The organism is Candidatus Nitrotoga sp. 1052 (genome assembly GCF_927312905.1).
Taxonomy (GTDB): Bacteria; Pseudomonadota; Gammaproteobacteria; order Burkholderiales; family Gallionellaceae; genus Nitrotoga.
On the sequence record NZ_CAKMHQ010000006.1, the window covers coordinates 1 to 23,910 of the forward strand.

Genomic DNA, 23,910 nt, shown 5'->3' on the forward strand with positions numbered 1-23,910 from the left:
CGTCTGCGCCCCTGCCCCCGCCCTCTCAACCCAAGACTGTTTCAACCGGTGTGGAGTATCTCCACGCACCTGAACCGGAATATCCACCCCTCGCCAGACGCATGGGTGAAGAAGGGCGTGTTACCCTTCGCGTATTAGTGAATGAAAATGGCCACCCGACCCGGGTCGATGTACAAAAAACATCGGGCTCGCCTCGACTTGACGAAGCAGCACGGCAAGCAGTCCTGCGTGCAATGTTCAAGCCGCATATCGAAGATGGCAGAGCAACCACCGTTTATGCCATCGTGCCTATTACTTTTCATTTGGACAATTAAAGAAGGAATCACCATGCAAGCAACTCCTTATGGACTAGATAGTTTATGGATTCAAGGCGATTTAATCACCAAAGGCGTCACTGTGCTACTTGTCGTTATGTCGATCGCATCCTGGTACGTGATTGTCACTAAAGCGCTGCAACTATTGAGCTATCGTCGTGCGTCACATGCTGCCGGTCACGCATTCTGGGATACCACTAACTTGGCTGAAGGTGTTGCCACGCTTGGCACCAACAATCCATTTTCCGATATCGCACAGGCAGGTGTGATTGCAATGCGCCATCATGCTGCGCACAAAGGTCATTTGCACGATCAGCTATTAGTCAGCGATTGGGTTACGCTGTCATTGCGGCAAGCGATAGATGATACTTCCGGCAAGCTGCAAACCGGTATGGCTGTATTGGCGTCGGTCGGTTCGACCGCGCCATTTGTCGGCCTGCTCGGCACGGTGTGGGGTATTTATCATGCTCTGGTGTCGATCGGCACTTCGGGACAAGCTAGTATCGACAAGGTCGCTGGACCAGTAGGCGAAGCATTGATCATGACAGCGCTAGGCTTAGCGGTAGCGATTCCGGCCACATTTGGCTATAACGCTTTAGTCAGAAGCAATAAATCAATTATTGCAAAACTGAATAAATTCGGGTTCGATTTACACGCGCTGTTCATCACCGGCGCCCGTTCCAGCAGTACCGAAATTGTCGGCGATAATGGCGCCAAAATTGCCGCCGTCAGGAGTGCATAATGGCAATGGGCTCCCTGTCCGAAACGGACGACGACTTTAACCCTGAAATTAATACCACGCCGTTAGTCGATGTAATGCTGGTACTGTTAATCATCTTTATAATCACAATTCCGGTGATAAACCATAGCGTAAAAATTGATTTGCCGCGCGCAACCAATCAGCGCGATGAAATAAAACCGGAGAACATTAACCTGTCGATTGATGCGCAAGGCCTTATGTATTGGAATAACGAAATAATCGATGCGGCGCAAATGAATACCCGTATCGCTGAGGCTTCGAAAAAGACACCGCAGCCTGAACTGCATATACGCGCCGAACGTACTACTCAATACGAAAAAATTGTAGAGATAATGGCTGCCGCACAGTCTGGCGGTTTAAGTAAAATCGGATTCATAACTGATCCGAAAAACAAGTAACCGGGCGATAATAATCCATGTGGGAGCGCACGTACCGAGCTAATAGCAGTCTCGCATCGTTTTAACCTCATCAAGGCTGAGCATGGAGTTCAGTACAAATCCCTAAAAATGATATTGAGCGCCAAACAGGTACTCTTTGTGCGAGAAAAGCTCGATACCGCTGGGGAGGCATGGGTCAATGGTCGCGTGAAGCCAGGGTAGGCAGCCATTTCTGGCATGATGCGGCTATTAATGGCAAAATATTTATACAATGGCGGTTTTAAAGAACGAAGCTCAATCAAAAAAATTTAAAGGATAACCTAATGATTACGCCAAACCACCTCAAGACTGTCGGCCTCAAGACTACGCTGCCGCGCCTAAAAATCCTCAACCTTTTCGAAAATGCCGAGGTACGGCACTTAAGCGCCGAAGATGTTTATAAAATGCTTATCGGAGAGGGGCTCGATGTCGGCCTGGCAACGGTATATCGTGTACTTACACAATTCGAGCAAGCAGGACTACTTGTCCGTCATCACTTTGAAACTGGCAAAGCGGTGTTCGAGCTTAATAAAGGTGGGCACCATGACCATTTAATATGTCTGCAATGTGGTCGGGTTGAAGAATTCCACGACTCCGCAATCGAAAAACGCCAAATAAAAATTGCCGATGAACTTGGTTTCACGATCCGTGACCATGCGCTTTACCTTTACGCTGACTGTACTAAAGTCAATTGTCCATACAAGACATAAACACAACTCGAGGGCGAAAAGTATATTTTTGGCTGATAAAAGCCGGTGCCCACCTAAATACAAGAACAAGCCTGTGCTTCATGACGCGGCATTTTTAATTTTTGGAAAAGCCACCACATGATCCACCTCCAAACGAATCCCGATCCACTCACCGATGGCATGGTTATGGTGGCTCGGCACCAAGGAAAGCACGCGGTTGCCGCCAGGCAGGCGTAAGGTATAAAGAATATCCGCACCGCGAAACGCCTTGTGCTCAACTTGGGCGAGCAGGGGACTCGCGTCGTCATGGATAATATCATCCGGACGTAGCAACACCTCCACCTCGCTCCCCTTATTGCTGCCCTCATTACAGCCTACCGGAGAGCAAGCACCAGGAGTTTTGCTATATAGCGTACCCAGCTCGATTTCAACCTGGTTAGCGTCAAGTACCTTCCCCGGCAGCAAAACGCCTTGACCAACAAAATCCGCAACGAAGCGGTTCTTGGGCAGATGGTACAAATTGTAGGCTTTGTCCCACTGCTGAATCTCGCCATCATGCATTACCCCTATCATGTCGCCCATGGCGAATGCTTCATGCTGATCGTGAGTGACGATAATAGCGGTAGCGCCCTGCTGCTTGAGTATATCGCGCACCTCTAGCGAAAGCCGTTCGCGCAGCTCAACATCCAGATTGGAAAACGGCTCGTCCATCAACAATAGGTTCGGGCAAGGCGCTAGCGCGCGAGCCAGTGCCACGCGCTGCTGCTGGCCACCAGAAAGTTCATGCGGATAAGCTTGGCCACTCCCTCCCAGGCCTACTGTTTGCAACAACTCTTCCACACGCTTATTGCGTTCGGTGCGGGATTGCCCATGCAAGCCAAAGCCCACGTTGGCGGCTACATTCAGATGCGGAAACAGAGCATAGTCTTGAAATACCATGCCGATTCGACGTTTCTCTGCAGGAACAATAAAACCGGGTGCGCTCACTCGCTCACCGTTAAGCACAATTTCACCACCAGTAATGGGCTCGAATCCGGCGATAGCGCGGAGCACGGTGGTCTTGCCGCACCCTGAGGGGCCAAGCAGGCAGCCGATGTCGCCAGTATTAAGCACAAAGGAGAGGTCGCGCAGCACTCTGCGTGCAGCGTATGACTGGCTGACGTGTTTAAGTTCAAGTAGCATGATTAGCAGGCTTCAGTTTTCTCTTATTATTTATTCAACCACATAGCCGTAAATTCAGAATCCTCTCCAACGGATCCCGAATGTTAAAACTTCCTCTAACTTTTTTTATGAGAAACAAGGTTGTCCTGCCTTGGTTCAAACCAGAACCCGGCACACCGGAGCTATTTTGAGCGATATCTGGTCAGCACAACCACTGGTGCCAGCCCAGCCAGTACCAGCGCCACAGCGGGTAATGCAGCGCGGTTCCACTCGCCTCCCGAAGTCATCTCGAACACCCTCACTGCCAGAGTATCCCATCCAAACGGTCGAGTCATCAAAGTAATCGGCATTTCCTTCATCACGTCCACAAATACCAGCGCCGCCGCCGTTAAAAGGCCGCCACGCAACATCGGCAAATGCACCCGGGCGATTAAGCTGACACCAGACACGCCTAGGCTACGCGCAGCCTCATCCACGCTACGGGTAATGCGATGCATTTGACTTTCTATCGGACTGTGGGCCACCGCCAGAAAGCGGACTAGATATGCCAGAAGCATTACCATCAAAGAACCTTGCAACAGCGGCGACTGTACCCAGCCCGCAGCCACGAATTGATTATCCAGCCACGCCACCGGAATAAAAACCCCCACCGCCAGCACCGCCCCCGGTAGCGCGTAACCAATTGTGGCGATGCGTGCCGTCATGCGTAACAGCAAACCGGGATGCTGGCGCGCGCTATAGCTCAATAATAAGGCAACTGCTCCTGCCAATAGCGCAGCAAAAGAGGCCAACGCCAACGAATGCCAGAAAAAATCCAGGTAGCGTGCATCTAAATCTTGCTCCACTACTTCTGACGCCCACAGCAGTAACTGAGTGACAGGTATGATAAATCCAAGTGCCAGCACTGCCAGGCAAAAACCGGCAGCCAGCCAAGCCCGAGCGCCCGTAAGCAGGATGCGAGCCTGAACGCTGTGTTTGCCAGTCTGAGTATAGTGCATGCGTGTGCGGGTCTGCTGCTCTGCCAACAACACCACCAACACGAACACAATCAGCAGTGAAGCTAGTTGCGAAGCAGCTTGAAGCGAAAACAGCGAGAACCACGCTTTATAGATAGCAGTGGTGAACGTATCGTAATTGAATACCGCCACGGTACCAAAATCCGCCAAAGTTTCCATCAGGGCCAACATCACACCGCCCACGATCCAAGGCCGCGCCATCGGCAGGGCCACCCGAAAAAACCCGACGGTGGGCGACAATCCAAGGGACTGCGCTACCTCCAGCGCGTGCTTACCTTGAGTGAGGAAGGCATTTCTAGCAATCAGATAAACATAGGGATAGAGCGCCAATGTCATCACCGCGATGACGCCGCCGCTCGATCGAATCGGCGGGAACTCAATTGGCCCCCACCATTCTCGCGCCAAGGTTTGTACCGGCCCGGTAAAATCAAGCAACCCGATAGCGACAAATGCCGTCACATAGGCGGGAATCGCCAGCGGCAATAATAGTGCCCAAGAAAACTGCCTGCGTCCTGGAAACTCACATACAGCCGTGAGCCACGCTAGGGAAACCCCAATTATCGCCACACCCAATCCCACCCCCAATACCAGCCAGAAAGTATTGGTTAGCAATTGCGGCAGTTGGTATTCAACCAGATGCGTCCAGATTTCCCGTTCGGGCGTTATCAATGAACTAAGCACCACAGCAACTGGAACCAAGGTGAGCATAGCAATCAGCAGTGCCGCTAGAACCCAACCGCTGGGTAAGCGGAACTTAAAAATAAAAGCGCCCGCTGTGGGCGCTTTTGAAATAGCTGTAGGTAATCGCTGCATTTAGCTACTTATTTATAATTAGCACGATCCATTAATTTTACTGCAGCGGCTTGCAATTCGCCTGCTTTAACCACGTTAATGGGGTTTTGCTTGAATTCGCCCCAGGCCGCAACCGTGGCGTCAGGCTTCACCTTGGGATTGACCGGATATTCCATGTTTACATCAGCAAACAGATTCTGCGCTTTTTCTGAGGACAGCCACTCAAGGAACTTGACCGCCTCCGCTTGATGTTTAGCATGGCGAGTGATGCCTGCGCCGGAAATATTCACATGCACCCCACTACCTTTCATATCCTGATTAGGCCAGAAAATCGCAAGGGGGAGGTTAGGTTTTTTCTTCATCAGGCCGCCGAAATAATAAGTGTTGACCACCGTTACATCGCACTGCCCGGCAGCCACTGCGTCCATCGCCCGGGTATCGTCGGATATAGGAGGGGTGGCGAGGTTAGCCACCCAGGATTTCATGATCTGTTCAGTTTTAGGCTCACCATATTCCTGAATCATCATCGCCACCAACGATTGGTTATACACCGTCTTCGAAGTGCGCAAACATAAGCGCCCTTTCCACTTTGGATTACCCAAATCTTCGTAGGTAGAAAGAGCAACTGGTTTCACTTTATCCTTGTTGTAAATGATGGTGCGGGCACGCGCCGACAAACCGAACCACTGGTTAGCCGGGTCACGCAAATGGGCGGGAACATTATCTAACAGCGTCTTGGATTGCACTGGCTGCAACAGCCCCAGATTGGTTGCTTGCCACAGATTACCGGCGTCTACCGTAATCAGCATGTCGGCGGGAGTATTGGCTCCCTCCGCTTTTAGCTTTTGTAGCAATGGCCCTGCCTTGTCAGTGAGGAACTTGATGGTGGTGCCGGTTTCCTTGGTATAGGCGTCGAATAGCGGCTTGATGAGCTGTTCGTTACGCTCCGAATAAACCACAATTTCATTGGCGGCGTAAGCAGTCATTGCCACCGTTAGCATGGAAGTGGCGGCAAGAATGCCGGAAAGGCGATGTAAAAACGACAGGCGTTTGTCCATTTTTATAAACTCCAAAGTATCAGTTAGACGAATTAAAAAAAGAAAACCGAGTAAGCGCTAGTTAACCATAAATGATAATAATTATCAAACGCGATAAAAACATACTCCTTGTTACTTGTTATTCTTGAAAAGCCTCAACTGCCATCTCGAGCTACAGACTGAAGGACGCGACGCGCGCCATTAAAGCGTTTCGCCCAATATCGCTCACCCATGTCGGAGACCATCACACTATCGGATTTGCTGCTGGATGCGTGGACAAACCGGTTGTCGCCCAGATAGATGCCGACGTGGGAAAATGTGCGCTTCATGGTGTTAAAAAAAACCAGATCGCCAAGCTGAAGTTCAGCCCGATGAATTTTCATACTAGCCCGACTAATGGCTAGTGCATTATGGGGTAGCAGTATTCCAGTAGCTATGCTGTAGACGTGGCGTACGAAGCCGCTGCAATCCATGCCGGTATCGAAAGACTGCCCGCCTAATTTATAACCCGTTCCAATCAAACTCATGGCGTAGAGCAGTAATTCAGCACGCAAGCCATCGTCAGCTGTAGCAAGGATAGGCGCATCGTTCTTGACAACGTCATCCGCCCAAGCGGTATGGCACGTGACAAGCAACAAATTAACCAATAGTATTATTATTAAGCGCATGCAAACGAAAGAGAAATATAGGTAATAATTCGAAATTGACTTAAAGCAACGCATTTTAACTTGAAACGGTTAGCCAGTGTCACCGTATAATAAATTACACTTTTACTAAGTTTGGGTTTGCATATTAAATGAAAAATTAGACGGAAAAGTTAAGTACGGTACCGTCACAACTTAACAACACTCTTGAAAGGAATTTTTATGTTAACAACAAAATACTATGTAACTGGACGATGGCTTCCGACGTTAATTGCCAGCTTTGGTTTGGCATGGGGAGTTAACGGGCATACCGCGCCTCAATGGGATAATTTGCAAGCTGTAAACGAGGTTTACCAACAGGCGGTTAGCAGCCCAATACGGACCGATGAAGACAGGCGTGCTGATGCAACGCGCAAACCACTAGAGTTCCTGCAGTTCGCCCAAGTGCGACCGGGTATGCAGGTACTGGATATTGCAGCTGGCGGGGGAAACACCTCGCAGCTACTCGCGCTGGTTGTTGGAAGCAAGGGGACCGTATGGGCGCAAGGTGACCAACAACGGCCAGCACTCGTCAAACGATTGGCTGATCATCCCCAGTCGAACATCGTTCCGGTAATAAGCTCTTTCGAAGACCCTATACCCAGTGATATACCCAAGCTGGACTTGATTACCATCATCCTGAGCTACCATGATATCGCCTATAAACCCGTTGACCGTGCCAAACTAAACAAACGACTGTTTGATGCATTGAAATCTGGTGGACATCTCGTTGTAATTGATCACTCAGCAAAGCCGGGCAGCGGGGTTTCAGCTGCAAAGTCGCTTCACCGTATTGACGAAAAGGTCGTTGGTGAAGAATTTCTGAAAGCAGGTTTCCAGCTCGAAGAAGAAAGCAGCTTCCTGCACAACTCGTCCGACCCTCGTGACCAAGCTTTCTTCAAGATGAAAATTCCGACAGACAGATTTGCCTTGCGTTTCATCAAGCCTTGATGGAGAGGCATCCATTGCCATGGACGCTTACCTAATACATTTTGGACGTTAGCACTCCTTTGTGTCTGTAGGCAAGCTCCAAATAAATGAGCTGACTGTCCTGCTAAAAAATATCCTACGCCTTGATATTTTTGAAAAGATTTTTTTGTGATTACACAATACTGCTTGGGTGGCCGATGGGTACTGATGCTGATCGCTATCTTTGGCTTTATATTCGGAGAATTGGCATGGGGGATAAACGGATACGCCGCGCCTGAATTAAACAACTCGCAAACACTATCCAACTTTTACCAACAGGCTATTAGCAGCCCCATTCGAACTAATGAAGATAAGCGTGCTGATGCTACACGCAAACCGGTTGAGTTCCTGCAGTTCGCCCAAGTACGGCCAGGTATGCGGGTTTTGGATCTCGCAACTGGCAATGGATACACGACACAACTGCTTGCGCTGATTGTTGGAAGCACCGGAACGGTATGGGCGCAAGGAGACAATCAACGGCCAGCATTCATCAAACGATTGGCCGATCACCCCCAGTCGAACATTGTGCCGGTGATACGCCCTTTCGAAGACCCCATACCCGATGCTGCGCCCAAACTAGATTTGATTACCAACATCATGAATTATCACAATAGCACCTACATGTCGGTTGCCCGTCGCGCCAGGTTGAACCAACGATTATTCAAAGCATTGAAGTCTGGCGGACACCTCATCGTGATCGACCACTCCGCCAAGACGGGCACTGATATTACAACGGCAAAGACGCTCCATCGCATGGACCAGGCTATCGTTTTGGATGAGATTCAAAAAGCCGGTTTCCGACTTGAACAAGAAAGCAACTTTCTTCGCAACCCGTCCGACCCTCGCAATCAAGCTTATTTCGATATGGAAATACCGACAGACAAATTCGCATTTCGCTTCGTCAAACCTTGATGGATAGGCAAACGTCCATTGCCTTGGATGGTGCGACAGATAGCGCGATGGTGCACCCCACAATCTCAGTAGAGTCGAGAACAGGCTCTCGCCGGATGACAGCTGCGATGTCAAGACTTGATCCCTTTATTTTTCTCGTGATACAAAATAAATCGCCGCGCCCAATCCACATACGTTTCTTCAGTGCGAATACTGTAACTCTGTAATTGCGCACCCTAATTTCGGCACGTAACCAATCGAGTTATTTGAGAGAGCCCTGAGAATCAGCTTGAGCTTCCATCCACAGAATGTCAGGCTGACCTAAAATTAATATCCAGCCAAACAAGCGGCTAATAAGGTAATGAAAGATAGTGGGGAGTTAGTGATGCTTGACAATGCTTGCCGATATGGGGAGCATTGTTTGCTTATGAAAATGTTTTCTATATTACTTTAGCGATTATTATGGTCATGTTGAGCGAAATCATGGATATGTATTTTCATGGCGAAGAGGGAAAAACAATCTTCTCGCATCCATTCAACAGGAGTTTACTTGAGGAAGACGATGCATCGAAATTGTTGAAAAAGGTTCACGATGCTGGCGATGATCGCTCTATGGTCTTGGTGTCCGCAATGGTGTGCGAGACGTATATTGATCTCCTTCTTGCGATTCTTCTTCCAAAGTACAGTCGCCTTCTCGACGGTGCAGGCAACTTTACGTTTTCGACAAAAATTAAACTTCTTGATTCGTTCGAAATTATCCCATCGCATCTAACCCGTGCGGCTGATCTAGTTCGCCAAGTTCGGAATGAATTCGCTCATAACCTTGAAGTCTCATCACTATCGGATGTTGATCCAAAGATTTTCAGGAAACTTCGTGGCTTGTATGACGAACGGAAAATTCGGACTGACATAGGCCCTGATGATCTTTCTAATCTGTTTTCGACAGTTTCATACTTGGCCACTTCGGTGCTCTATGCTTACCGTGAAAGTTTGCACCGTTTTGCTGCTGCTGTTCGTCAACCAGAGTTTGCGAATGGCCTTGCGGCTCAGCATTTATCAGAACATAAAGTCGTTATCAAGGCTCTAACCGAACATGATCGCTAACGAGTCAGGTTAGATTGTGATCGCGAAGCGAGCCACAATCGGAACCGTTTGTTGTATAAGCCCGATGAGAGCTTGCTCTCTTCACTACCTATTGAACCTGGTAAACTTATTTTTGTCAGCGCATATCAAGCCGCAAGGCTTCTACTCAAGCAATGGGTAAAATTATCCAATCAGGTAGCACCGCTTCCCACATAACCCGTCTTATTTATATTCACGACCCGATGTGTAGTTGGTGCTATGCATTTAGTCGGAGCTGGGCCGCACTTCAAGCCGAATTGCCTGGGGATATTGCGATTGTTTATTTAGCAGGTGGACTGGCGCCCGATACGACTGAACCCATGCCGCTAAGTATGCGGCATACAATTCAGCATATCTGGCAGCGGATTGAGCAGGTAGTGCCCGGCGTATCGTTTAATTATGATTTCTGGTCACATAATACGCCCATCCGCTCAACCTATCCGGCTTGCCGCGCCGTTCTGGCAGCCAGAAAGCAACATGCGGAACCGGAAATGGTGCAAGCCATTCATAGGGCCTATTATCAAAAAGCATTGAATCCATCCTTGCCGGAAACGCTGAAAGGATGTGCGCAAGAGATTGGACTGGATGTGGCAGTATTTGGCAGGGATTTGATCAGTCCGGAAATAGATGATGGTCTGCAACATGAGATTCGCCAATCCCGGCAGCTCGATGCTTATTCCTATCCATCTCTGCGGTTTGAGCACAATAATGCCATCTTTCCCATTCCCATCGACTATCTGAATCACCGGACAATGGGGGATGAAATAAACCGCATTATCCGGGAAGCAACGTTGACCAAATCTGCGCCCGGACAGGGTTTATTTAATACTTGGGCGTAATAAAACTTCAGCCCGTACAGGTCATGTTTGAGCGAGTTCCAGGATAGCAAATTGACGATATGTACGAAATAATCGGTCAACTATAGCCTGGTCAAACCATCAATCCGATAATCAAAATATTCCCAAGTTCGACGTACGCCGTGTGAATATAGTGCGATGGTTTTTGGCTACATCCCATGCAACTTAAAACGATTGAGCAGATATTGATAATTGCACGCAAAATGCGCTGGAAATTCTGATGTCATTACGATTCATCCTCATGGTAAAGTACAAAAAAAATCCTTTTCGGGGTGAGGATGAATTAAGTTATTTATGCTGGCTGCTGAGGGGCATTTCTCCGCAATAGCGGTTTCGTTCAACCCTTCCATCGAGGGGATGCCCAAAAGGCTGCACCCTTTGTGCCCCCCTCATGTCAAACGTTGACGCTGTAGAAAAACTCAAAATTTAGAAAATCGCCTTATGAAAAATCAACAAGTTACGATATCTGTTTTCGTTGAAAACAGGGTTTTTTTCAGTCTCGTTAGGCCTCGCAAATGCATCCTCTTCTGGCCGTAGCCGCATTAGTTTTAGTGGGCGTGACTGTGGCGCTTTGGGTAAGACACATCGTGTTGCGTCGCGAGGCCTTCATTCGGTACGCGGAGCTTCCCAGGGGCCTGTTCGAGAAACTGAGGGAGCGGCACCCTCATCTGAGCGTCAAGGACTGCCAACTCGTTGCGCACGGACTTAGACAGTTTTTCATCGCGCATCTTAAGAGCGGTCGAAAGTTCGTGTCCATGCCCTCACAGGTCGTGGATGACCTATGGCACGAGTTCATTCTCTACACAAAGAACTATGAGAGATTCTGTGGGAAGGCATTCGGCTGTTTTCTACATCACACGCCTGCGGTAGTGCTAAGTAACAACCGATTGAAGAACCAAGGATTGCGCCGATGCTGGTGGTTTGCCTGTCGAGAGGAGAACATTAATCCTCGCGCGCCTACCAGGCTTCCGCTTCTATTCGCGTTGGATGCAAAGCTCGGCATTGCAGGTGGCTTCTCGTACGTGCCAGATTGCACCGGGGTACGGCGCGAAAGAGTGACAAGCGATGGTTCCTCCCCATACTGCGGAGGAGACTTCTCAAGTAGTTCCTACGACGGCGGAACGGACGGCTTTGCCGATGGCGGGCACGACGGAAGCGCGGCAGACGGAGGTGGAAGTGACGGCTGCGGAGGAGGTGGGTGCGGCGGTGGAGATTAGGCGTCACCGCCCGAACGCAAGGCCTAACGAATAAGGTTAGATCATACGAGCGAAGCGAAGCCACAATCTGAACCGTTTGTTGGATGAGCCCGGCCCCTGATTGCAAGTCGGGCCTAATAGAAAATATATCTTTTTGAATTACCCTCGATTGAAGTCCTGCCAGGAGGAAGAGTGCTTGAAAGCCCGTTTAGCGTTCAATCTTCTGGCCAGATGGATTGCGTTGATATGGCAGAGGTTATCTTGACGTACATGAATGGTCAATATATGAAGATGAGCTAACATCGTGATATAGTTTGCATCCAAAAAAACCATACCGATTACATGGTGTTGCATCACCTCAATAAATAAATATACAAATCAAGGGGAAAATATAGTGGCAGTTAAAACTCGACTTCATCGTAGCGAATTGGCCGTTCCGGGCAGTAATCTACGTATGCTTGAAAAAGCGCCAACAGCAGGTGCTGATGTGGTCTTTCTGGATTTGGAAGACGCGGTTGCTCCTGATGATAAAGAACAGGCGCGCAAAAACGTCATAGCGGCATTAAATGATATGGACTGGTCTGCATGTTCTGTTTCTGTGCGAATCAACGGGCTCGATACGCATTGGTGCTACCGCGATATCGTAGATGTAATGGAAGCTGCCGGAGATAAGCTCGATACCATTCTGATCCCCAAAGTTAATAGGCCGGACGATGTCTATTTTGTCGCAACTTTGATGGAACAAATCGAGGCGGCGAAGAAGTTCAAGCCGGTCAATATCCATGTGCTTATTGAGACAGCACTCGGCATGGCGAATATCGAACAAATCGCTCAAGCATGTCCGTCCCGTATGGAGGCGATGGTATTTGGTGTGGCCGATTACGCAGCGTCTACACAGGCACGCACGACCAATATGGGCGGCGCTAATCCTAATTACGCCATGCTTACCGACCCCGATGAAGCTGGAAAGCGGACGCGTCATTGGGGCGATCAATGGCATTACGCGCTATCAAGATTGGTAGTTGCTTGTCGCGCTTATGGTCTGAGACCGATTGACGGACCATTTGGCGACTTTAACGATCCGGAAGGTTTTATGGCGGTTGCGAGCGGTGTGGCCGCACTGGGAGTTGAAGGAAAATGGGCCATCCATCCGTCACAAATTGCGTTAGCCAACGAAGTTTTCACACCCAGCGAGGCAGAAGTTAGCCGTGCCAGAAGTATTCTGGAAAACATGGAACAAGCCGCGCGCGAAGGCAAGGGGGCGGTTTCGCTTAATGGTCGCCTTATCGATGCGGCATCCATCAGACAGGCGCAGGTTTTGGTTGCCAAGGCAGATCAGATACAGGCGGCCAAGCCTGGACTTAAGTGAGTAATATGCTATGAATATTCATGAATATCAAACTAAAGATTTGCTCAAACACTATGGCGTTCCCGTACCACCGGGGCGCGTTGTTCACAACGACGCACAAGCGGCCACTGTTGCGGAAGAAATAGGCGGATCGCGTTGGGTTGTCAAGGCCCAGATTCACTCCGGGGGCCGTGGCAAAGCGGGTGGTGTCCGGATAGGCAATAGCATTGATGAAGTAAGAGTAATCGCCGATGAAATAATTGGCAGCCTTCTGGTTACACATCAAACTGGGGCTGAAGGCAGGCTTGTCCGTCGTGTACTTGTTGAACAAGCGAGCACTATTGTGCGCGAGTATTACGTTGGACTGATTATTGATCGTGCTACGCGGCGAATCACGTTGGTTGCCTCCGCTGAAGGGGGTGTGGAAATAGAGGTGGTTGCAAAGCAAACACCGGAAAGAATCATCCGGGAAATCATTGATCCAGCAGTGGGCCTGCTCGATTTTCAATGCCGTAAGGTTGCCTATAAGGTCGGCCTGAAAGGAGCATTACTGCCGCAAGCAGTAAAGGTCATGAAGGGCCTTTATCGCTGTATGCGGGACAATGATGCCATCATGGCTGAAATCAATCCGCTGGCTATTGTGGACAATGGCCAGCTGTTGGCACTGGATGCAAAAATGTCTTTTGATGACAATGCACTGTACCGCAGACCGACAATTTCCGAACTTCGGGATTTTGACGAAGAGGATCCAAAGGAGGTTGAAGCTACCGGACATGGCTTGAATTACATTGCACTGGACGGTGATGTTGGTTGCATCGTCAATGGTGCAGGCCTGGCAATGGCAACCATGGATGCGATTACTCTGCATGGCGGAAGGCCGGCTAATTTCCTGGATGTAGGGGGCGGCGCCACACCGGAAAAAGTTGCCAATGCTTTTCACATCGTGTTGCAGGACCCCGCCGTTAAAATTATCCTCATTAATATTTTTGCCGGGATCAATCGCTGTGACTGGATCGCCACCGGAATTATTCAAGCCATGCGTGACCAGAATATACAAATACCGATCATCGTGCGGCTGGCGGGTACAAATGTTGAAGAAGGACGGGCTATTCTCAGCGCTTCCAAATTCCCGTTTATTATCGCCAGCAATCTCAATGATGCTGCCGCAAAAGCGGTAACTGAAGTAAACAATATTGTAAATAAAGTGGTACCGCTAAAAAAGGAACACTCATGAGTGTGTTATTAAATAAAGATTCGTGTGTGATCTTTCAGGGGTTTACCGGGCAACACGCCACCTTTCACGCCGAAGAAGCGATGAAAATTGGTACTAGAGTGACCGGTGGCGTGACTCCAGGCAAGGGCGGAACGCAACACTTGGGTTTGCCTGTATTTGATACCGTTGAGGAAGCAGTGCGGGAAACAGGCGCAGACGTTTCCGGTATTTTCGCTCCGCCTCCCTTTGCCGCCGATGCGATCATGGAAGCGATCGATGCGGGGATCAAAACGATTGTGGTCATCGCGGATGGCATACCTGTTCAGGATATGGTGCGTGTGGAGCGCTACCGGTTGGGAACCGACTCAATTATCATCGGCCCGAATACACCCGGCATTATTACGCCAGGCGTGGGCAAGGTTGGCATCATGCCTTCACATATCTATACCCCGGGAAGAATCGGAATTGTTTCACGCTCCGGCACACTAAACTATGAAGCTGTTGCCCAGATGAGCGAGCTCGGCCTCGGCCAATCATCATCTATCGGTATCGGAGGTGACCCAGTAAATGGAACTGACTTCGCGACTGTATTAAAGGCATTTGAAGATGATCCAGATACCGATGCGGTACTCATGATCGGCGAGATCGGAGGTCCGCAGGAAGTCGATGCGGCCCGCTGGGCAAAGAAAAACATGCGCAAACCGCTAATCTGCTATGTCGCAGGCTTATCGGCCCCTCCTGGGCGCCGCATGGGGCATGCCGGCGCGATTATCAGCAGTGAGTCCGATACCGCAACCGCTAAAATTGACACGATAGAAGCGCTGGGTATGTTCGTTGTACGTAATCCAGCCGACATAGGGGCTACGGTATTACGGGCTATAAAATCGTAATCAAAGCACTTCAAAAATTGTCGTTATTCCCGCCTTTCGATGAGCTGAAGTCAGGCTTAGGTTTGGACAGGCGGGAATCCAGTGGATCGAAGCCGACTCATTTTTGAATGGCTGGATTTCGACACGGGCATCACTTAGCCAGTCGTTATTGATCTTCCTTAAACAAACAATGTTTTCCACATTGTTCGCTCGTTCCCGCCTTGTTCCACTATCGAATTGAAATTGGAATAAAATAGCGCCTTTCACAAATCACGCCGGTTTTGTCACATGCTCACATTTCAGCAAATCATCCTGACGCTACAGCAATTCTGGGACAAACAGGGTTGCGCTCTGTTGCAACCCTACGATATCGAAATGGGCGCAGGCACTTTTCACACCGCCACCTTTTTACGTGCGATCGGACCGGAGCCTTGGCGCGCCGCTTATGTGCAGCCTTCACGTCGCCCCAAAGACGGGCGCTACGGCGAAAACCCGAACCGCTTACAGCATTACTACCAGTATCAGGTCGTGCTCAAGCCTTCGCCCGACAACATCCAGGAACTCTATCTCGATAGTCTGCGCGCGCTGGGCATTAATACCGGCGAGCACGATATCCGCTTTGTGGAAGACGATTGGGAATCGCCCACGCTGGGCGCATGGGGTTTGGGCTGGGAAGTGTGGCTGGATGGCATGGAGGTGACGCAGTTCACCTATTTTCAGGAAGTTGGCTCGCTGCCCTGCCGCCCGGTACTGGGCGAAATCACTTATGGACTGGAGCGTCTGGCGATGTATTTGCAGGACGTGGAGAACGTATATGACCTGGTTTGGGCCAAAAACGGCGACAGCGTAGTGACGTACGGCGACATATACCACCAGAACGAGGTGGAACAATCCAAATACAACTTCGAGCACTCCAACGTCGAGATGCTGTTCCGGCACTTTAATGAATATGAAGCCGAAGCCAAGCGCTTGATCGCCGCCGAGCTGGTATTGCCCGGATTCGAGATGGTGATGAAGTGCTCGCATAGTTTCAATATGCTGGATGCGCGCGGTGCTATTTCGGTGACCGAACGCGCTGCTTACATAGGTCGCGTGCGAACCTTGTCCAGACTGGTGGCGCAGGCTTATTACGACTCGCGCGAGGCACTTGGCTTCCCGATGTGCAAGGCCGGGGGGACAAAATAATGAAACAGACTTTATTGATTGAGCTGCTTACCGAAGAGCTGCCGCCCAAGGCGCTGGAGCGTCTTTCCACTGTTTTCGCCAACGAAGTATTTACTGAACTGCGCGGGCAGGAACTGGCGGGCGAAGATAGCATTTGCACGCCTTTCGCTACTCCGCGTCGGCTGGCCCTGACAATTACAAATGTAGAATCACAGCAGGCTGATCGTGTGATAGAACGCAAAGGCCCCGCAGTAGCTGCCGGGGTGGATGCCGAAGGAAAACCCAGCAAAGCGCTGGAAGGTTTCATGCGCGGTGCAGGCGTGACGTTTGAACAATTGCAACGTAATAATGACGACAAGACGGAATATTTCGTCGCACGGTTAGAGAAAAAAGGTCAGCTCCTGGATGTCTATTTGGCCGACATCATAACTCAAGCTTTGAAGAAACTGCCCGTCCCCAAACTGATGCGTTGGGGCGACTCCGACCACCAGTTTGTGCGTCCCGTGCATGGTTTGATTATGCTGCATGGGGATCGCATAGTGCCCGGCGAGATATTGGGACTACAGAGTGGACGGTTAACAAGCGGACATCGCTTCCTGCACACAGGTGAAATCTCAGTCGTATGCGCAAATAGCTATGAAGAAGCATTGTTGACGCACGGCAAGGTTATCGCCTCTTTTGAAAAGCGCCGCACCAGAATTGATGAACATCTCAAAGCCAAGGCGCACGCACTCAATGCGCGCATTAATCCATCCGATGGCCTGCTGGATGAAGTCACGGCGCTGGTGGAATGGCCGGTAGTTTATGTTGGCGAGTTCGAGAAAGAATACCTTGAAGTGCCGCAGGAATGCCTGATACTCACCATGCAGCAGAACCAGAAATATTTTCCATTACTGGATAACAACGGCAAGCTGCTCAATAAATTTCTGATTGTTTCCAACATGCAGGTGGACAATCCCAAGCACATTATCGATGGCAATCAACGAGTGGTGCGCCCTCGCCTGGCCGATGCGCGCTTCTTCTTCAACCAGGATCGCAAACAGACGCTGGAATCGCGAGTCGCCCGGCTGGGCAACGTGGTCTATCACAACAAGCTGGGCACACAGTTGCAGCGCGTCGAGCGCATAACCATCCTGGCCGGCGCCATCGCGCACCAGCTTAACGCTGAAAAATCGGTGGCTGAACTGGCGGCACGTCTAGCCAAGGCAGATTTGACCACCGATATGGTCGGCGAGTTTCCGGAACTGCAAGGCATTATGGGACGCTATTATGCGCTGCATGACGGCGAGAATCAGGTAGTGGCAAATGCTATTGCGGCGCACTATCACCCGCGCTTTGCCGGTGACACATTGCCGCAGGGCGCGGTGGCGTGTGCGGTGGCTCTGGCTGATAAACTGGATACGCTGGTTGGCATATACGGCATCGGTCTGGTTCCCACTGGCGACAAGGATCCATTTGGATTACGCCGCCACGCGCTGGGAGTGTTGCGCATTCTAATCGAGACCCAGCTGGCGTTGCCGCTAGATACACTATTGCAATTGAGCAAGGATAGTTTCACCCCTGGAAAATTGAGCAACAGTGTCGTGGCTGATGTGCATGGCTTTATGCTTGAGCGACTGCGCGGTTATTTGCGCGAGCGCGACTTTTCTCCCGATGAAATTGAAGCGGTTGTGTGTCAAAACCCGACGCGTATCGATCTCGTGATACCGCGTCTGGATGCAGTATGTGCCTTTCGCAAACTGCCGGAAGCAGCGGCATTGGCGGCCGCCAACAAACGCATTCAAAATATTCTGAAGAAAACCGCCACGGTAGAAGCCGAAATTCAGGTTGGGCTATTGCAGGAAAATGCGGAGCGCAGCCTGTACGAAGTCGTGCAACGCCTTGCACCGCAGGTGGAAGCCGGAATGCAGAAACAGGATTACACCGCTGTGCTCACTTTGCTGGCCTCGGCGCGCACAGTAGTAGATGAATTTTTCGACAAGGTGATGGTGATGGCAGAAGATCCTGCTGTGCGGAATAATCGTCTGGCCTTGCTGAAGCGACTGGGTGACCTGATGAATCAGGTCGCTGACATCTCCAGACTGGCAGCCTGAAAATGGGGGCACTAATGAAGCTCATCATCCTGGACCGCGACGGCGTTATCAATTACGGCTCCCCTCAGTTCATCAAGCACCCGAATGAATGGAAGCCTCTACCCGGCAGTCTCGAAGCGATTGCTCGCCTGGTGCAGGCGGACTATCGCGTGGTGGTGGCGACCAATCAATCAGGTATCGGACGCGATCTGTTCGATATGCTCACACTGAATGCCATTCACGATAAGATGCACAAGACGGTGGCGCAGGCAGCCGGGCGCATTGATGCAATATTTTATTGTCCCCATGCGGCGGAAGCCAACTGCTCTTGCCGCAAACCTAAAACCGGCATGCTGGAAACAATCGCCATGCGCTATAACGTGAGCTTGAAGGGCGTGCCTATGGTAGGCGATGCGTTACGCGATCTGGAAGCCGCAGCCAAGATGGGCGCACAGCCGATATTGGTGCTTACCGGCAAGGGCGCGAAGACCCAGGCCAAGGGTGGTTTGCCGGAAGGCACTCTGATTTATCGTGATCTGGCAGCAGTCGTTTCCACCCTGATTTAATGGCATCTCTAAATAATCTGAATTTTCCATTCTCGCCTGCGCGGGAACGACGATATTTTTAAAATTTCTCTGATATGGTATTCATACGCTCGCTGATTTTTCTGCTGCTGCAAATCGTCATTACGCCGCTGTTTACGCTAATTGCAATACTCACCTTTCCGTTTCATCCAATTACACGCTATCGCATCATCTCTGGCTGGGCGCTTATTATGCTATGTCTGTTGCGCGTGGTATGCGGCATCCGCATGGAAGTGCGCGGTGCCGATAACATCCCGAATAAACCGTGTCTTGTGCTGTGCAAGCATCAATCTGCATGGGAAACCATCGCGCTACAAAAAGTATTTCCGCCGCAAGTATGGGTGATAAAACGTGAACTATTGTGGCTTCCTTTTTTCGGTTGGGGCCTCGCGATGACCAGCCCCGTTGCCATTAAACGTAGCGAAGGCCGCGAGGCAATCAAGCAGTTGCTGCGCCAAGGCAAAGAACGGCTGGCGCTAGGCTTCTGCGTGGTTATTTTTCCTGAAGGAACACGCATTCCTTTTGGTCAGCGCGGCAAATACAAGATCGGCGGCGCACTTCTAGGTGCATCCAGCGGCGTGCCAATAGTTCCGGTGGCGCACAATGCGGGCAAACTGTGGGGACGCAAATCCTTCCTCAAGCATCCGGGCGTTATCACCATGAGCGTAGGCACACCTATTGATCCCGCCGGTCTCAAGGCCGAGGAGATCAATCGGCGCGTGGAAGAGTGGATCGAAACCGAAGTCACGCGGCTGCCCTGATGCTTGAAAAATTTCGCCGACTAATTACCCCCCTGGCCGTCGAACAACGCACAGTGAACCTGGATGGCACCCAGGTTACCTATACCCTCAAACGTACTAGTCGACGCCGCAGCATAGGCCTGCGCATCGACAATCATGGGCTGACGGTAAACATGCCACTGCGCGCCTCGGAGAAATGGCTGCACGATGTATTGCAGGACAAAGCGCATTGGGTGGTAAAAAAACTTGAGAATTGGCAAGCGAGGAAGCCCATAGCGCCACAATGGCAGGATGGACAGTCCATCTTTTTCATGGGCGAGGCGCTTACCCTGCGTGTGGTTGTCAGCTTGTTTGCTGCACCACCGCTACTGCACGGTACGCAATTGTTTGTGCATGTCACAGATGATGCTAACGAAGCATTGATAGAGCAGGTTGTCACACAATGGTATCAACGCGAGGCGAAAAGCCTGTACAAAGAATGCGTAGCACACTATGCACCCCTGATGGACGTAGCGCCGCGCATGGTGAAGCTTTCCTCCGCGCGCACGCAATGGGGCAGTTGCACCACACGAGGCGATGTGCGCCTCAACTGGCAACTCATCAAAATGCCGCTGCACTTGATTGATTACGTCGTAGTACATGAACTCGCACACCTTGTTGAGATGAACCACTCTAAGGCATTTTGGCAGGTGGTTGAAAATGCCTGCCCCGATTATGCCAAGCGACGCCGTGAATTAAAGCAGTGGCAGATTTCACCGTCTTGGCAGGCTGAGAACTAGTGGTGCGTTCCAGCAAAACCATTACCGTTCGCGGTGAGCTTGTCGAACCGCCAGCCCGGCAGATACCGAGCTGGTAAATACTGACGGTCGTCATCTGCAAATTCGATGGTAGACCCCAATTTCCCTGTCAATTAAACATATAATCTTAAACTGCTATGTGCGTTACCGCACATACTTGGAATAAATGTAATGTTTTTATTATCTAAAATTGGTGTTTTTGTCGGTAAATTTTACAGTACCGGGGCAAAAAAAATTGACGTGTTTTAAATTCCATTGATTTAAATAATAATTTAAATGTGGCATGGTTGTTGCTTATTGAAACGATGCACTCTACTTTTCTGTGCACCATTAAATATACAACTTTCTTGTTCAACTTTAATTATTTAGGGGATAAAATGAAAAAAATTTTTTTTAAAATGGCCATCGCTCTAGTGGCTATGGTGTCAATATCAGCAAGCGCTGCTGTTATCACTACTGCAGGCTCTGGTTCCGCAGTTACCAATGTATTTCGTCAAGCCTTGTTTACTGGGATTTCCGGTTCTTTGTTGAACTATACTGAAGGCGGCCTTATCGTTTCAACTAATAACAGCCAATGCTGTTTTTCAGATACATATTATGGCGCCGGCGGTGGTAATAATTTCGTTACTATTACGACTCCAGAAAGCTTTAACTTTGCTGGGCTGGAACTTGATCTTGGTTCAGGTTTTTTTAATGTCGGTCCTCATAACGTAGTTTGGCAGACTTATAGAGACAGTGGCCTTACTGACTCCGGTGTTATTACAGGTGTGAACGCCGGGTACCCAAGTACATTCAGTGTCTTGGGTTGGTCAGATGTTAACCTGTTTGATACGCTTCTCATTGGTGCTGCACCAACTAGCACTGGCTACAATACATTTGGACAATTTCAAGCAGTTGCTTTGGACAATGTAAAGCTGGATATGAACGGTCGTCAATCAGTTCCTGAACCTGCATCAATCGCTTTGTTCGGTTTAGGCATGTTAGGTTTCGCAGCAGCACGTCGCCGCAAGCAATAATTAATTTGTTTTGCTGACATAACCCTGCTACGGCGGGGTTTGTCATTTGTGGGCACGAAAAGTCATGTAGGGTGGGCACGTTTTTGTGCCCACGCGGATTCGTCATTTTGGAGTAGACAGCTATGTCACGTTATCGCCGCGCAATGGCTGCAGGTTCAAGCTATTTCTTTACGATGGTCGCTTACCGGCGGCAGTCAATTCTATGTGACGAAGCGATTCGTAACGCATTGCGCGCCTCGATCGAAACGGTACGTGTGGCGCGTCCTTTCGTCATCGATGCATGGGTATTGTTGCCTGACCATTTACATTGCGTGTGGACATTACCTGATGGTGATGCCGATTTTTCCACCCGTTGGATGATGATCAAGCGAGCGGTTTCTTTGGCCTGCAGAGAAGATTATCGTCGTGCCGACTGGGTGACTGCATCAAAACTCAAACATCGCGAATCGACTATCTAGCAACGGCGATTCTGGGAACACCAAATTCGTGATGAAAATGATTTTGCCCGCCATGTCGATTACATTCATTTCAATCCGGTTAAACACGGGCATGTACAACGTGCGGTTGATTGGCCTTATTCGACATTTCACCGCTATGTGCGTGATGGGGTATATGCGCATGACTGGGCTGTTGCAATGGAAAGTGCGGTGCTGGGGTATGATTAACGCTGCCCGCGTGGGCACAAAAACGTGCCCACCCTACCACTGATAAAAACTGCGACATTGCGACAACTTCCTTGGCGTGTTGATGAAATTCAGTTTCAATCACTTCCGGTCTTGCCTTTATAATCTCGCCCTGTTCCATTTTAATGAGAGTACAACCATGCGTATGATCGGTATTATGGTGCTGTTAGCGCTCCTGCTTCAGAGCTGCGGGCACAAGGGGCCGCTATTTTTGCCACCGGCGCAACCCTCAATCCAGCCACTTCCTGATCAAAATAAATAGCCATGACCGATTATTTCAAATACCAGAGTAACCAGCTTTGTGCCGAACAAGTACCCCTGGCTGATATAGCAAAGCGGTTTGGTACGCCATGCTATGTGTACTCACATGGCGCGTTAACCGATAGCTATCGCCAGTTTGCTGAGGCATTCAAAGAGCGCGAGCATCTGATCTGCTACGCGGTAAAGGCCAACCCTAATATCGCCATCCTGAATCTGTTCGCCAAGTTAGGTGCCGGCTTTGATATCGTTTCCGGTGGCGAATTACAGCGTGTGCTGGCGGCCGGGGGCGCGGCGAATAAAGTGGTGTTTTCCGGTGTGGGCAAAACAGTGGCGGAAATGCAGCTGGCCTTGGAAGCCGGGATTCTGTGTTTTAACGTGGAATCGGAAGCGGAACTCACACGCCTGAATGAAGTAGCCGGACAAATCAACAGGGTGGCATCGGTAAGCTTGCGCGTGAATCCAGATGTGGATGCCAAGACTCATCCCTATATTTCCACCGGCTTGAAACAAAACAAGTTTGGCGTCGCCTATACGGAAGCACTGGCGTTATACCGCAAAGCGAGCGGGCTACCGCATCTACGCGTAGTTGGCATGGATTGCCACATCGGTTCACAGTTGACCGAACTCAGCCCCTTTATCGCAGCGACAGAAAAAATGCTGGTGCTGGTAAACGCGCTGGAAAGTGAGGGGATTCGTCTTGAGCATCTCGATCTGGGCGGTGGGCTAGGCATCCGCTATCTGGACGAAACCCCGCCTGCCATTGCCGATTATGCCGGTGCGCTACTTTGTGCCCTGCGGGGACGCAGCGAAAAGATCATTATTGAGCCGGGACGGGTTCTGGTTGGCAATGCTGGAGTGCTGCTAACCAAGGTTGAATATCTCAAACATGGCGAAGAAAAACACTTCGCCATCGTCGATGCGGCAATGAACGATCTGATGCGTCCAGCCTTGTACGATGCCTATCATCACATCCAACCAGTACTGCTAAGTGATACACCAGTGCAACAATATGAAGTGGTGGGACCGGTATGCGAAACCGGCGATTTCCTTGGGAATGCCCGTAAATTGGCTATCTCGCAGGGTGATCTGGTTGCGGTGATGTCGGCTGGCGCCTATGGCATGAGCATGAGTTCAAACTACAACACGCGCCCACGCGCAGCCGAAGTGATGGTGGCTGGTGACGTCATGCAACTTATCCGTGAACGCGAAACAGTTCAGCAGTTATTCGCAGGCGAAAAAAATTTTGGTTAACCATACAAA

At 50.1% G+C, this 23,910-nt stretch carries 27 protein-coding genes; 21 read left to right on the forward strand and 6 right to left on the reverse strand.

Annotated elements, in window-relative coordinates; genetic code table 11:
* The 4 genes from MJ768_RS00575 to fur form a co-directional block, all read left to right on the forward strand.
* A partial coding sequence (locus MJ768_RS00575; RefSeq protein ID WP_239287282.1) for an energy transducer TonB occupies positions 1–314 on the forward strand: 314 nt, incomplete at its 5' end.
* A gap of 13 nt (positions 315–327) precedes the next feature.
* A complete protein-coding gene (locus tag MJ768_RS00580) occupies positions 328–1,056 on the forward strand; it encodes a MotA/TolQ/ExbB proton channel family protein (protein WP_239287284.1) in 729 nt (242 codons plus the stop codon).
* Positions 1,056–1,472, forward strand: a complete 417-nt coding sequence (locus MJ768_RS00585) for an ExbD/TolR family protein (protein WP_239287286.1) — start codon at positions 1,056–1,058, stop codon at positions 1,470–1,472. Before MJ768_RS00580 ends, MJ768_RS00585 begins: the two co-directional genes overlap by 1 nt.
* A gap of 302 nt (positions 1,473–1,774) precedes the next feature.
* The gene (fur, locus tag MJ768_RS00590) at positions 1,775–2,200 is read left to right on the forward strand and encodes a ferric iron uptake transcriptional regulator (protein WP_239287288.1); all 426 of its coding nucleotides are present in this window, start codon (positions 1,775–1,777) and stop codon (positions 2,198–2,200) included.
* Between the two features lie 78 nt (positions 2,201–2,278).
* Here fur and MJ768_RS00595 read toward each other — a convergent pair whose 3' ends face one another.
* The 4 genes from MJ768_RS00595 to MJ768_RS00610 form a co-directional block, all read right to left on the reverse strand.
* A complete protein-coding gene (locus MJ768_RS00595; RefSeq protein WP_239287290.1) occupies positions 2,279–3,361 on the reverse strand; it encodes an ABC transporter ATP-binding protein in 1,083 nt (360 codons plus the stop codon).
* Positions 3,362–3,522: 161 nt separating this feature from the next.
* Positions 3,523–5,169 (reverse strand): ABC transporter permease, encoded by a 1,647-nt coding sequence (locus MJ768_RS00600; RefSeq protein ID WP_445082948.1) that lies wholly within the window; start codon positions 5,167–5,169, stop codon positions 3,523–3,525.
* Between the two features lie 8 nt (positions 5,170–5,177).
* On the reverse strand, positions 5,178–6,206 hold the full coding sequence (locus MJ768_RS00605) for a Fe(3+) ABC transporter substrate-binding protein (protein ID WP_445082949.1): 1,029 nt from the start codon (positions 6,204–6,206) through the stop codon (positions 5,178–5,180).
* Positions 6,207–6,340: 134 nt separating this feature from the next.
* Positions 6,341–6,820 carry a C40 family peptidase gene (locus tag MJ768_RS00610; RefSeq protein ID WP_239287292.1) on the reverse strand — a complete coding sequence of 160 codons (480 nt, stop codon included), beginning with the start codon at positions 6,818–6,820 and terminating at the stop codon, positions 6,341–6,343.
* 231 nt (positions 6,821–7,051) lie between these two features.
* Between MJ768_RS00610 and MJ768_RS00615 the strand changes: the two genes are divergently transcribed.
* The 8 genes from MJ768_RS00615 (at position 7,052) to sucD (ending at position 15,354) form a co-directional block, all read left to right on the forward strand.
* Complete coding sequence (locus tag MJ768_RS00615) at positions 7,052–7,819, forward strand: class I SAM-dependent methyltransferase (protein WP_239287294.1); 768 nt, start codon at positions 7,052–7,054, stop codon at positions 7,817–7,819.
* Positions 7,820–7,966: 147 nt separating this feature from the next.
* Positions 7,967–8,749, forward strand: a complete 783-nt coding sequence (locus MJ768_RS00620; protein ID WP_239287296.1) for a class I SAM-dependent methyltransferase — start codon at positions 7,967–7,969, stop codon at positions 8,747–8,749.
* A gap of 396 nt (positions 8,750–9,145) precedes the next feature.
* On the forward strand, positions 9,146–9,832 hold the full coding sequence (locus MJ768_RS00625; protein ID WP_239287298.1) for a hypothetical protein: 687 nt from the start codon (positions 9,146–9,148) through the stop codon (positions 9,830–9,832).
* A gap of 152 nt (positions 9,833–9,984) precedes the next feature.
* The gene (locus MJ768_RS00630; protein ID WP_239287300.1) at positions 9,985–10,689 is read left to right on the forward strand and encodes a DsbA family protein; all 705 of its coding nucleotides are present in this window, start codon (positions 9,985–9,987) and stop codon (positions 10,687–10,689) included.
* Positions 10,690–11,222: 533 nt separating this feature from the next.
* Entirely contained in the window at positions 11,223–11,924 is a 702-nt protein-coding gene (locus MJ768_RS15100; protein WP_256449808.1) for a glycine-rich domain-containing protein, read from the forward strand.
* Between the two features lie 373 nt (positions 11,925–12,297).
* On the forward strand, positions 12,298–13,272 hold the full coding sequence (locus MJ768_RS00640; RefSeq protein ID WP_239287302.1) for an HpcH/HpaI aldolase/citrate lyase family protein: 975 nt from the start codon (positions 12,298–12,300) through the stop codon (positions 13,270–13,272).
* A 10-nt stretch (positions 13,273–13,282) separates the two neighbouring features.
* Positions 13,283–14,485 carry an ADP-forming succinate--CoA ligase subunit beta gene (gene sucC / locus MJ768_RS00645; RefSeq protein WP_239287304.1) on the forward strand — a complete coding sequence of 401 codons (1,203 nt, stop codon included), beginning with the start codon at positions 13,283–13,285 and terminating at the stop codon, positions 14,483–14,485.
* Entirely contained in the window at positions 14,482–15,354 is an 873-nt protein-coding gene (gene sucD, locus MJ768_RS00650) for a succinate--CoA ligase subunit alpha (protein WP_239287306.1), read from the forward strand. Before sucC ends, sucD begins: the two co-directional genes overlap by 4 nt.
* Here sucD and MJ768_RS00655 read toward each other — a convergent pair whose 3' ends face one another.
* A complete protein-coding gene (locus MJ768_RS00655; protein ID WP_239287308.1) occupies positions 15,355–15,600 on the reverse strand; it encodes a hypothetical protein in 246 nt (81 codons plus the stop codon). It abuts the gene before it with no gap.
* Between the two features lie 21 nt (positions 15,601–15,621).
* On the opposite strand from MJ768_RS00655, the gene glyQ reads away from it, so the two are divergent.
* From glyQ to MJ768_RS15280, 7 genes are all read left to right on the forward strand, one after another.
* Entirely contained in the window at positions 15,622–16,518 is an 897-nt protein-coding gene (gene glyQ / locus MJ768_RS00660) for a glycine--tRNA ligase subunit alpha (protein WP_239287310.1), read from the forward strand.
* On the forward strand, positions 16,518–18,590 hold the full coding sequence (gene glyS, locus MJ768_RS00665; protein WP_239287312.1) for a glycine--tRNA ligase subunit beta: 2,073 nt from the start codon (positions 16,518–16,520) through the stop codon (positions 18,588–18,590). Before glyQ ends, glyS begins: the two co-directional genes overlap by 1 nt.
* 14 nt (positions 18,591–18,604) lie before the next feature.
* The gene (gene gmhB / locus MJ768_RS00670) at positions 18,605–19,135 is read left to right on the forward strand and encodes a D-glycero-beta-D-manno-heptose 1,7-bisphosphate 7-phosphatase (protein ID WP_239287314.1); all 531 of its coding nucleotides are present in this window, start codon (positions 18,605–18,607) and stop codon (positions 19,133–19,135) included.
* Positions 19,136–19,209: 74 nt separating this feature from the next.
* Positions 19,210–19,914, forward strand: a complete 705-nt coding sequence (locus tag MJ768_RS00675; protein ID WP_239287316.1) for a lysophospholipid acyltransferase family protein — start codon at positions 19,210–19,212, stop codon at positions 19,912–19,914.
* Positions 19,914–20,672: a M48 family metallopeptidase gene (locus tag MJ768_RS00680; protein WP_239287318.1), complete on the forward strand. Its 759-nt coding sequence runs from the start codon at positions 19,914–19,916 to the stop codon at positions 20,670–20,672. The genes MJ768_RS00675 and MJ768_RS00680 overlap by 1 nt, the downstream gene beginning before the upstream one ends.
* A 395-nt stretch (positions 20,673–21,067) precedes the next feature.
* Positions 21,068–21,706, forward strand: coding sequence for a PEP-CTERM sorting domain-containing protein (locus tag MJ768_RS00685; protein WP_239287320.1), 639 nt, complete (start codon positions 21,068–21,070; stop codon positions 21,704–21,706).
* 122 nt (positions 21,707–21,828) lie between these two features.
* Positions 21,829–22,164: an REP-associated tyrosine transposase gene (locus tag MJ768_RS15280; protein ID WP_445082950.1), complete on the forward strand. Its 336-nt coding sequence runs from the start codon at positions 21,829–21,831 to the stop codon at positions 22,162–22,164.
* 79 nt (positions 22,165–22,243) lie between these two features.
* Here the strand turns inward: MJ768_RS15280 and MJ768_RS15285 are convergent, their stop codons facing one another.
* Entirely contained in the window at positions 22,244–22,474 is a 231-nt protein-coding gene (locus tag MJ768_RS15285) for a hypothetical protein (protein WP_445082951.1), read from the reverse strand.
* Positions 22,475–22,534: 60 nt separating this feature from the next.
* On the opposite strand from MJ768_RS15285, the gene lptM reads away from it, so the two are divergent.
* Complete coding sequence (gene lptM, locus MJ768_RS00695) at positions 22,535–22,651, forward strand: LPS translocon maturation chaperone LptM (RefSeq protein ID WP_445082954.1); 117 nt, start codon at positions 22,535–22,537, stop codon at positions 22,649–22,651.
* A gap of 2 nt (positions 22,652–22,653) precedes the next feature.
* On the forward strand, positions 22,654–23,901 hold the full coding sequence (gene lysA / locus MJ768_RS00700) for a diaminopimelate decarboxylase (RefSeq protein ID WP_239287322.1): 1,248 nt from the start codon (positions 22,654–22,656) through the stop codon (positions 23,899–23,901).
* Positions 23,902–23,910 lie beyond the last annotated feature (9 nt).